Below are 10,357 nucleotides of genomic sequence, written 5' to 3' on the forward strand. Positions count from 1 at the left end.
CTGCGTCATCTGCATGAAAACAACGGTTATTAGGCTGATGACAGATCAGTCAGGTTCGGCGCGGTAAGCTGCACGCTGTTGTACATGCATGACGTTTATTGGAGGAACACATCACATGGCAATCGTTCTTTATGTCGGTGGTAGCAAGGATGGCGACAAGGGCCTGGTGCCCCATGGATTCAGCAAGTCCCGCGCCGATACCGCAGCGGGTCCGGAGATCTACACCGAGCGGTTCATGGAACTGAAGGGGATCGGCAAGATCCGGGTGATGGCGCTGGAGTCGATGCGCGACGAATCGGTCATGCTGCGCGCCGCGCAGCATTACCGCTGAAACACCGCGTAGTGCCGGCCGCTGGCCGGCTCCAAGCAGCAACGACACGTAGTGCCGGCCGCTGGCCGGCTCCAAGCATCACCTTGACCTCACGTAGTGCCGGCCGCTGGCCGGCTCCACGCATCACCTTGACGTCATGAAGAGCCGGCCAGCGGCCGGCACTACCGTGCCGGGTTTATGGGTCATGAAGAGCCGGCCAGCGGCCGGCACTACCGTGGCCGGTTTATGGGTCATGAAGAGCCGGCCAGCGGCCGGCACCACCGTGCCCGGTCCATGGGTCATGAAGAGCCGGCCAGCGGCCGGCACTACCCGGTCGGCGACAGGTTCGGGGCGCACTGTCAACGGGTTCCCCCCGCCGCCGTGCGTTGCCACAATCGGGGTTTCCGCATAGCGGCCACGGCCGGAAGCAATGCCAGACATCAAGCTCGCCCAGCAGATCGCCCAGACCATCGCCGACGAAATCGGTGCCCAAGCAGCCCAGGCGCGTGCCGCCATCGCGCTGCTCGACGAGGGCGCCAGCGTTCCGTTCATCGCGCGCTACCGCAAGGAAATCACCGGTGGCCTGGATGACACCCAGCTGCGCAACCTGGAAACGCGCCTGACCTACCTGCGTGAGCTGGAGGAGCGCCGCGCGGCGGTGCTGTCCAGCATCGACGAACAGGGCAAGCTCACCGACGAGCTGCGCAGCGACATCCTTGGGGCCGACACCAAGTCGCGCCTGGAAGACCTCTACCTGCCGTACAAGCCCAAGCGCCGCACCCGCGCACAGATCGCCCGCGAAGCGGGGCTGGAGCCGCTGGCCGACGGCCTGCTGGCCGATCCCACCCTCGACCCGCAGGTGTTCGCGGCCGGGTTCGTGGACACCGACAAGGGCGTTGCCGACACCAAGGCCGCGCTGGAAGGCGCCCGCGCGATCCTGATGGAGCGCTGGGGTGAAGACGCCGCGCTGGTGGGCGAACTGCGCAGCTGGCTGGGCGAGCAGGGCGTGATCCGCGCCCGCGTTGCCGAGGGCAAGGAAGAGCAGGGCGCCAAGTACCGCGACTACTTCGAACACGCCGAATCGCTGGCGAAGATTCCCTCGCACCGCCTGCTGGCGCTGTTCCGCGCGCGCCGCGAGGAGATCCTGTTCCTCGAGCTCGACCCGGGCAGCGATGCCGAGGCCGGGCACGTCTACGCCGAGGGCCGCGTGGCCTTCAAGGCCGGCATCCGCGACGCCGGGCGCCCGGGCGACCGCTGGCTGCTCGACGCCTGCCGGCTGACCTGGCGCGCCAAGCTGCACATGCACCTGCTGCTGGACCTGTTCAACCAGGCGCGCGAAAAGGCCGAAGCCGAGGCCATCGCGGTCTTCGGCGACAACCTCAAGGACCTGATGCTGGCCGCGCCGGCCGGCCCCAAGACCGTGCTCGGGCTGGACCCGGGCATCCGCACCGGCTGCAAGATCGCCGTGGTGGATGCCACCGGCAAGCTGGTCGCCACCGACACCATCTACCCGCACGAACCGCGCCGGCAGTGGGACCAGTCGCTGCATACGATCAAGCAGCTGTGCATGAAGCACAACGTGGAGCTGATCGCGATCGGCAACGGCACCGCCAGCCGTGAGACCGACAAGCTGGCCGGGGATGTGATCAAGGCGCTGGGTGAAACCAGCCTGCAGAAGATCGTGGTCAGCGAAGCCGGTGCGTCGGTGTATTCGGCGTCCGAGTTCGCGGCCAGGGAATTCCCGGATCTGGATGTGTCGATCCGCGGGGCCGTGTCGATCGCCCGCCGCCTGCAGGATCCGCTGGCCGAGCTGGTCAAGATCGAACCCAAGGCGATCGGCGTGGGCCAGTACCAGCACGACGTGGACCAGTACCGGCTGGCGCGCGCGCTGGACGCGCGCGTGGAAGACTGCGTCAACGCGGTGGGCGTGCACGTCAATACCGCCTCGGCAGCGCTGCTGTCGCGGGTGTCGGGCCTGTCCTCCACCGTGGCCGACAACATCGTGCGGCACCGCGACGAGAACGGTCCGTTCAAGCGCCGCAAGGACCTGCTCAAGGTGCCGCGCCTGGGTGACAAGACCTTCGAGCAGTGCGCCGGCTTCCTGCGCATCGCCGATGGCGACCAGCCGCTGGATGCCTCCTCGGTGCACCCGGAAGCGTATCCGGTGGTCGAGCGGATCGTGGCCCTGACCGCGCGTCCGATCAAGGCGCTGATCGGTGACGGCAGCTTCCTGCGCGGGCTCAAGGCCGAGCAGTTCACCGATGAGAACTTCGGTGTGCCGACGGTGCGCGACATCCTCAAGGAGCTGGAGAAGCCCGGCCGCGACCCGCGCCCGGAGTTCAAGGCCGCGCGTTTCGCCGACGGCGTGGAAGAGATCAAGGACCTCAAGCCGGGCATGATCCTGGAAGGCGTGGTCAGCAACGTGGCCGCGTTCGGTGCCTTCGTCGACATCGGCGTCCACCAGGATGGCCTGATCCACATCTCCGCGCTGTCCGACACCTACGTCAAGGACCCGCGTGACGTGGTCAAGGCCGGCGACATCGTCAAGGTCAAGGTGCTGGAGGTCGACGTGGCGCGCAAGCGCATCGCACTGACCCGGCGCCTGGACGACAGCCCGGCCCCGGCCAAGGCCCCCGGCGAGCGCGATGCCCGCCCGGCGGGCGGCCCGCGCCGTGACGGTGGGGGCGGGGCGCGCCAGGGCGGTCGCGGTGCACCAGCCACGCCGCGTGGCGGCACCAGCGCGCCGCCGGCCAACAACGCGTTGGCCGACGCCTTCGCCCGGGCCAAGCGCGGCGGCTGAGCCCCCCGGCCAGGCGCGTGATCCAAGGGCCGCCTTCGGGCGGCCCTTTTCATGCTGGCCGCCCGCTCGCTGAATGAGCTTGACGGGGACGTGACCCCGCTTGCGGTTGAATGCCGGTACGCTGTGCAAACGGCGGGGAGGCCAGATGACAGACCAGCAGGCGGGCCAGGGTGCTCAGGTACCGCACGACGCGGCCGGTAACGGTCACGCCGGAGGATGCCTGTGAGCCGCGCCGCGCCGCCGCCGGGGAACGCCCCGGATGAGGCCGCGCTGCATGAGATGGCCGAGCAGCGCCGCCGCCTGGAAATGATCATCGAGGGCACCGCGGCCGGCACCTGGGAATGGAACTGCCAGAGCGGCCAGATGCGGGTGAACGAACGCTGGGCGCAGATCGTCGGCTACACCCGCCAGGAGCTGGCACCGATCACGCCGCAGACGTTCCAGCACCTGGTCCACCCCGACGACCTGGCACGTTCGAACGGCTTGCTCCGCGAACACCTGGAAGGGCGTTCGCCGCACTACGACAGCCTGTGCCGCATGCGCCACAAGGACGGGCACTGGATCTGGGTGCAGGATCGCGGCCGCGTCTACGAATGGGATGAGCAGGGCCAGCCCGTATGGATGGCCGGTGCGCATGCCGATGTCAGCGACCTGCAGAACGCCCTGCAGGATGCGGCCAACATGCGCCAGCGCCTGCAGTCGGTGGTGGATGCATCCGACGAAGTGGCGGTGATCGCCACCGATGTGGATGGCGTGGTGAACCTGTTCAACAGCGGTGCGCAGAAACTGCTGGGCTACGCCCCGGAAGAAGTGATCGGGCGTGTCAATCCCGGGCTGTTCCACGACGTCCATGAAATGGAGGACTACCTGCGCCCGGAGGCGGATGCCGATGGCCGCGTCCCCACCATTTTCGAGGCGCTGACCGCGCGCGCCGCGCAGGGCACCTGGTCGCACCAGTGGACCTTCGTGCGCAAGGATGGCGGGCATCGCCAGGTGCAGTTGTCGATCAGTCCGTTGAACAGCAGCACCGGCAGCCGCATCGGCTATGTCGGCATGGCGGTGGACATCACCCCGCTGCTGGAAATGCGCGAACAGGCCTACGTGGCCGCCGAGAAGTTCACCGGTGCGTTCTCCTCGGCCGCGCTGGGCATGGCGCTGGTGTCGCTGGAGGGGCGCTGGCTGGACGTCAACGACGCGCTGTGCGGCATCCTCGGCTACACCCGGGCCGAACTGCTGGAGGCCGATTTCCAGACCGTGACCCACCCCGACGATCTCACTACCGACCTGGCCATGGTGGGCGACCTGCTGGCCGGGCGCCGCGACCACTACCACCTGGACAAGCGCTACCTGGGCAAGGGCGGCAACACGGTGTGGGGGCGGCTGTCGGTGTCGCTGGTGCGGGCACCGCACGGCGAGCCGCTGCACTTCGTGTCGCAGATCCAGGACGTCACCGCCCAGCGCCAGAACAGCCTGCAGCTGCGCGAATCCGAACAACGCACCCGCGTCACCCTGGACGCGGTGGCCGACATGGTGCTCAACCTGGACCGGCATGGCCTGATCCAGTACGCCAACGCGGCGGCGACCCGCGCGCTGGCCGGCGAGGGCGCCGCGCCGGTGACCGGCAGTCAGGTGCAGGACGTGATGGAACTGACCACCGAGTACGCGCCGCGCTCGCCGCTGGACGTGGCGGTGCTGCTCGACCCGGAGAGCAATGCGGTCGACCTGCATTCGGACCTGCTGTTGTCGGTGGGAGCGCAGCTGCTGCCGGTGGATGTGACCCGGGCCTGGCTGCAGGGCGAGGACGGGCAGGTGACCGGCGCGGTCTGGGTGATCCGCGATGTCACCCAGCAGCGCGCCCGCCAGCGTGAGGCACGCCACCTGGCCGAGGTGGACCCGCTGACCGAGCTGAGCAACCGCCGTGGCTTCGAGGCGCATCTGCAGGCGGCCATCACCCGGGTGGCGCGCACCGGGCAGTCGGCGTCGCTGATGTTCATCGACCTGGACAACTTCAAGCCGATCAACGACAGCCACGGCCACCTGGCCGGCGACGCCATGCTCTGGGCTGTGGCCAACCTGCTCAAGCACGGCGTGCGCGACTCGGACATCGTGGCCCGGCTGGGCGGCGACGAGTTCGCGGTGATCCTGGCCGGCTGTTCGCTCAAGCGCGCCCGCCGCATCGCCAGCGATCTGCTGGAATCGGTGCGCGGCCTCACCATTCCCTGGGACCAGCAGCGGCTGGGGGTAGGGGCCAGCATTGGTATTGCGGCCATCGGCGGCAGCATGAACGTGGACGAGGCGGTCGCGGCCGCCGATGCCCAGTGCTATCGGGCCAAGGCACTGGGGCGCAACAACGTCCAGGTCGAAGCGCCCCTGCATGGCGGCCCGGACCCGCTGGACAGCGCCGAGGGCGAGGGCGGCGAGGGCGGCCTGGACTGAGCGCCGGCGCGATGTGTGACGCAGAACGTAAAGCGTTCAGCCACCAACCGTCGTTTTCTCAAGCTGACCCCTGAGGGGTCGATAACCCTTTGCAGTCGTTCGTGCAAGCCGCTGGAGTGACGTCATCCCCACTGGCGTCTTCGTAACCGAAGCCAACGTGATTGCGCCGCTGGGCACTGCTGCCCGGGGGCATCCCAACCAGCTGTTCGGACATCGAGGATTACAACGATGCTTACGTCAGGCATGCATATGCCCCTGTCAGAGCCGGCCGGAGTGCCGGTGTCGGACTCCCCGTGGCGCGCGCTGCGCGCGCTGTTCGTTTCCCGTCGGGCGGTGCGCGGCGACGTTGAGGCCGCCTCGCGCCGCCAGGCGGAGCTGGAGGCCCAGGTGGCCGCACTGCACCGGGTCCAGGCCGTCATCGAGTTCGGACTCGACGGCACCATCCTGACTGCCAACGACAATTTCCTGCAGGCGCTGGGCTATTCGCTCGACGAAGTGCGCGGCCACCACCACGCGATGTTCGTCGATCCGGCGTACGCCCGCAGCGCCGAATATGGCGAATTCTGGGCCCGGCTCGGCCGTGGCGAATACGACGCCGGCCAGTACCACCGTGTCGGCAAGGGCGGCCGCGAGATCTGGATCCAGGCCTCCTACAACCCGGTGTTCGACAGCAGCGGCCGTCCGTACAAGGTCGTCAAGTTCGCCACCGACATCACGGCGCAGAAGATGCAGGCCGCCGATTTCGCCGGCCAGCTCGCGGCGATCAACAAGTCGCAGGCGGTGATCGAATTCAGCCTGGATGGTCGTGTGCTGGGCGCCAACGAAAACTTCTTTGCCACCACCGGCTACACGCTGGAGGAAGTGCGCGGGCAGCACCACGCCATGTTCGTCGAGCCGGCGTACCGGAAGAGCGAGGAATACCGCGCGTTCTGGCAGAAGCTCGGGCGCGGCGAATACGACGCGGGACAGTACCGGCGCATCGGCAAGGACGGTCGCGAGATCTGGATACAGGCCTCCTACAACCCGATCCTGGACATGAACGGACGGGCGCTCAAGGTCGTCAAGTACGCCACCGACATCACCGATCAGGTGCGCGACACGCAGGCGCTGCAGCGCGCCGTGGCCCAGACCCGCGAGGTGGTGGCGGCCGCGCAGGGCGGCGACCTGACCATGCACATCGCCACCGATGACAAGACCGGCGCGATCGCCGAGCTGTGCTGTGGCATCAACGCACTGGTGGAGGCGATGGCCTCGATCATCGGGCAGATCAAGTCCGCGGCCGACACCATCGCGCTGGGCGCGGGCGAGATTGCCACCGGCAACGCCGACCTGTCCGTGCGTACCGAGCAGCAGGCCGCCTCGCTGGAGGAAACCGCCGTGTCCATGAAGGACCTGGCCGATACGGTGCGGCGCACCGCCGACAACGCGCGGCAGGCCAGCCAGCTCGCCAGCGGCGCCGTCGACGTGGCCGCGCAGGGCGGGCATGTGGTGCACGAAGTGGTGTCGACCATGGCGCTGATCAATGAGTCCTCGCGCCGCATCGTCGACATCATCGGCGTGATCGACGGCATCGCGTTCCAGACCAACATCCTGGCCTTGAACGCGGCCGTGGAAGCCGCGCGCGCGGGCGAACATGGTCGCGGCTTCGCGGTGGTGGCCACTGAGATCCGCTCGCTGTCGCAGCGTTCGGCCAGCGCCGCCAAGGAGATCAAGCAGTTGATTGGCGATTCGGTGGACAAGGTGGGCACCGGCGCCTGCCAGGTCGAAAGTGCAGGGCGCACCATGGACGACATCGTGGTCAACGTGAAGCGGGTCAGCGACCTCATCACCGAGATCAGCGGTGCCGCCCAGCAGCAGGCCGACAGCCTGGGCCAGATGAACATCGTGGTCGACCAGATCGACCAGGGCACCCAGCAGAACGCCGCCCTGGTCGAAGAGGCGTCGGCGGCTGCCCGCAGCATGGAAGAGCAGGCGACCCAGCTGCTGCAGACCGTCGCCGGGTTCCGCGTAGACGCGGCCGTCGCGCAGGCACTGCGCCACGGCGGCCAGCCAACCCTGCGGCTGGTCTAAACCCACCTGGCTAGACCCGACCGGGTAGAGCCGACTGCGTAGAGCCGACTGTTAGTCGGCTGCTCCATCGGTAGACCCGACCGGGTAGAGCCGACTGTTAGTCGGCTGCTTGATCGGCAGAGCCGACCGTCAGTCGGCTGCCGAAAAATCCGCCGGGTCCGCCAAACCGGATCCGGCCGCTTCGCTCACGATCTGGTCCACAACCTCCGCCAGCGTCCGAGCACCAGCGTCCTCCCAGTAGCCGCGGGGCAGAGCAACGCCAAGCCGCTCCTGGATCTCGCCGACTGCATTCTCCATGTCCTGTTGATCATCCAGGCCAACGAACCGCGGACCGCCGGCGATGGCACGCATCTCGTCTTCCGGCAGGAACCAGGGAGAGGGCCAGCGCAACTGGCGTGCAAACGCCTCGCCAACGACCGTGGCAATCCGCTGCCGGTTACCGCCGCCCCATGCCTCCATCTGATCGCCAGTGCGCTCTCCCTGCAGCGACTTCAGCACGCTGAAGAATGAAAGGTCGGGCCCGAGCCATCGCACCCCGATGAAGAAGCGCGCCCAACGCTGCCGGGGTGGGTAGTGCGCGGGATAGCAGAGTGGAGTCAACGAGGAGCGCGTCATCGAGCATCCTTTGCCTGGGTCGCTGTGATTTTCCCACGAAGGGTGCGCAGTCGTGCGAGGTTACAGGCATCGGCCAGGCCAACCCCAAACGAAAAAGGCCAGATCGCAGGATCTGGCCTTTTGTATTCCATGGTGCCGAAGGTGGGACTCGAACCCACACGCTTTTAAGGGCGGCGGATTTTGAGTCCGCTGCGTCTACCGATTCCGCCACTTCGGCTGGCTGGCCGCGTAGTGTATACAAATCATCGACGCATGGGGAGATCTGAATCGTTCACCCGATGCGCGACCGTCATTTCGACGCGACGCTATACTCATGGCCCTGAACCATACAGGGAGCCGTGATGAGCGGGTTGCAGGATCTACGGATACTGGTGGTGGAGAACGACGAGATGAGCGCGGCGCTGCTGCAGATGCAGCTGGCGCAGTCCGGCGCGGTGGTCGTCGGCCAGGCCGCGTCGGTAAGCGAAGCATTGCGGCTGCTGGAAGAAACCCAGCCACAGGTGGCACTGCTGGATTACCGCCTGGCCAACCATGAAACCAGTGATCCGGTCGCGCAGGCGCTGGCCGCGCGCGGCATTCCGTTCGTGCTGGCCACGGGCATGGCGCTTGACCACCTGCCGGACGCGTTCCGCTCCGGCGTGCTGCTGACCAAGCCGTATCTGACCGCAGAGTTGAACGCCGCCCTGGCGCGCGCGCTGCAGGGCACCTCGGTCGCCAGTTGACTCCGGCTCACGCGGCTTCTGCGTAGCCGAGGTCCACCGGCTCGCGGTCGTCGAGGATGCGGTACTGCGCCGCCAGGTCCTGCGGGTCGGGATTCAACCAGGCCTCCAGGTGCTCGTGCCGGATCGGCACGATGCAGCGGTCGTGCCCAACCGCTGCGACGTCACGCGGCGGCTCGTCGGTAATCGCGGCAAACGACAGCAGCCGGCCTTCAGGACCTTCCCATTCCGACCACAGGCAGGCGATGAGCAGATCGCGCGGCGGCTGCGGGCGGAATTCCAGCACCACGTTCTGTGCGGTCTCGCCGGGCGCCAGCAGGCGCTGTTCCAGCGCGTGGCGCGGCACATGCTCGTAGAAGGACTGCACCACGACCACGCCGTGGCGGTGGCCGAATGCATTTTTCCAGTACGACTCCAGGCTGTCGCGCCGCGCGTTGTAGGTGCCCGGATAAAGCGCATCGTTGCGCGCCGGTTTGTCCGGCAGCCGGCACTGGTAACGCATCGGCTTGATCACGCGCCGGCCATGCTCGGACACGATCACCGGTGCGTACACGCCGGGGAAGATGCGGCTGTCGCGCGGCAGCAGGCCGGTGCGGTGCAGGTCGGACAGGCGCGATTGCGCGCGCTCGACGCGATTGCCCGCGATGCGGACCTCGTTGCGTGCCTTCTGCGTGGGGCGGTGGGCCAGGCTTTCTTCCGCCAGTTTCAGGCGGGCACCCTGCACGCGGATTTCCTCGTCCAGCGCCTGCATCTCGTCGGCATGCCATTGCTGGATCTTTGCCACGATGTCCTGGCCCTGCGTGGTCCGCGCGCCAGCGAAGCCATCGTCCATCGCCTTCGGGGTCTTCGGCCGCTGCTTGCCGGCGTCGTGCGCATACAACTGGGCGAACTCGTCCAGCGACATCATGGCGCCGAATTCACGGACCAGCTTGGTGTAATCGGCACGGATCTGGGCGGAATAGCACATGCGCATACGCTATCAAACAAAAAGCCCCGGCCGAAGCCAGGGCTGTTTGCGTTGTATTGGCGTCCCCACGGGGATTCGAACCCCGGTCGCCACCGTGAAAGGGTGATGTCCTAGGCCTCTAGACGATGGGGACGCACGTAAACTTGAATTGTGTTCACTACCTTCCAATCGGCCTAATGATTGGAGTGGTGGAGCCAGGCGGGATCGAACCGCCGACCTCCTGCATGCCATGCAGGCGCTCTCCCAGCTGAGCTATGGCCCCACGTTGATGCCGCGAGCCGCCTAATATATCAAGATTTCTGAAAATTGGAAGACTTTCAGGAAATTCACGCCCACCAACGGCCGAAACAAAAAACCCCGGCATTGCCGGGGTCTTCTGCGTTTGTTGGCGTCCCCACGGGGATTCGAACCCCGGTCGCCACCGTGAAAGGGTGATGTCC

The 10,357-nt window shown here is 67.1% G+C and carries 7 protein-coding genes and 3 tRNA genes; 5 read left to right on the plus strand and 5 right to left on the minus strand.

From position 1 onward, the window contains the following. The first annotated feature begins 115 nt into the window (after nt 1-115). From RT456_RS00125 to RT456_RS00140, 4 genes are all read left to right on the plus strand, one after another. Complete coding sequence (locus RT456_RS00125; protein ID WP_313340865.1) at nt 116-331, plus strand: hypothetical protein; 216 nt, start codon at nt 116-118, stop codon at nt 329-331. 409 nt (nt 332-740) lie between these two features. Beyond that, the gene (locus RT456_RS00130; protein ID WP_313340868.1) at nt 741-3,110 is read left to right on the plus strand and encodes a Tex family protein; all 2,370 of its coding nucleotides are present in this window, start codon (nt 741-743) and stop codon (nt 3,108-3,110) included. A gap of 279 nt (nt 3,111-3,389) precedes the next feature. Further along, entirely contained in the window at nt 3,390-5,546 is a 2,157-nt protein-coding gene (locus tag RT456_RS00135; RefSeq protein ID WP_313341883.1) for a PAS domain S-box protein, read from the plus strand. 279 nt (nt 5,547-5,825) lie between these two features. Further along, nucleotides 5,826-7,616, plus strand: a complete 1,791-nt coding sequence (locus tag RT456_RS00140; protein WP_313340871.1) for a methyl-accepting chemotaxis protein — start codon at nt 5,826-5,828, stop codon at nt 7,614-7,616. Nucleotides 7,617-7,745: 129 nt separating this feature from the next. On the opposite strand, the gene RT456_RS00145 is transcribed toward RT456_RS00140, so the two are convergent. Beyond that, nucleotides 7,746-8,231, minus strand: coding sequence for a hypothetical protein (locus RT456_RS00145; RefSeq protein WP_313340873.1), 486 nt, complete (start codon nt 8,229-8,231; stop codon nt 7,746-7,748). A gap of 130 nt (nt 8,232-8,361) precedes the next feature. Next, a tRNA-Leu gene (locus tag RT456_RS00150) sits at nt 8,362-8,448 on the minus strand. 124 nt (nt 8,449-8,572) lie between these two features. Between RT456_RS00150 and RT456_RS00155 the strand changes: the two genes are divergently transcribed. Continuing rightward, complete coding sequence (locus tag RT456_RS00155) at nt 8,573-8,953, plus strand: response regulator (protein WP_313340875.1); 381 nt, start codon at nt 8,573-8,575, stop codon at nt 8,951-8,953. 7 nt (nt 8,954-8,960) lie between these two features. On the opposite strand, the gene RT456_RS00160 is transcribed toward RT456_RS00155, so the two are convergent. The 3 genes from RT456_RS00160 to RT456_RS00170 form a co-directional block, all read right to left on the minus strand. Next, nucleotides 8,961-9,917 carry an SOS response-associated peptidase family protein gene (locus RT456_RS00160; RefSeq protein WP_313340878.1) on the minus strand — a complete coding sequence of 319 codons (957 nt, stop codon included), beginning with the start codon at nt 9,915-9,917 and terminating at the stop codon, nt 8,961-8,963. A gap of 57 nt (nt 9,918-9,974) precedes the next feature. Further along, a tRNA-Glu gene (locus RT456_RS00165) sits at nt 9,975-10,050 on the minus strand. A 53-nt stretch (nt 10,051-10,103) separates the two neighbouring features. Then, nucleotides 10,104-10,179: transfer RNA gene (locus RT456_RS00170), tRNA-Ala, on the minus strand. Between the last annotated feature and the right edge of the window lie 178 nt (nt 10,180-10,357).

Source organism: Stenotrophomonas sp., assembly GCF_032099025.1.
Taxonomy (GTDB): Bacteria; Pseudomonadota; Gammaproteobacteria; order Xanthomonadales; family Xanthomonadaceae; genus Stenotrophomonas.

Coding starts and splice junctions, on each gene's coding strand:
- RT456_RS00125 (WP_313340865.1), top strand. CDS start 116: ATGGCAATCGTTCTTTATGTCGGTGGTAGCAAGGATGGCGACAAGGGC.
- RT456_RS00130 (WP_313340868.1), top strand. CDS start 741: ATGCCAGACATCAAGCTCGCCCAGCAGATCGCCCAGACCATCGCCGAC.
- RT456_RS00135 (WP_313341883.1), top strand. CDS start 3,390: ATGGCCGAGCAGCGCCGCCGCCTGGAAATGATCATCGAGGGCACCGCG.
- RT456_RS00145 (WP_313340873.1), bottom strand. CDS start 8,231: ATGACGCGCTCCTCGTTGACTCCACTCTGCTATCCCGCGCACTACCCA.
- RT456_RS00155 (WP_313340875.1), top strand. CDS start 8,573: ATGAGCGGGTTGCAGGATCTACGGATACTGGTGGTGGAGAACGACGAG.
- RT456_RS00160 (WP_313340878.1), bottom strand. CDS start 9,917: ATGTGCTATTCCGCCCAGATCCGTGCCGATTACACCAAGCTGGTCCGT.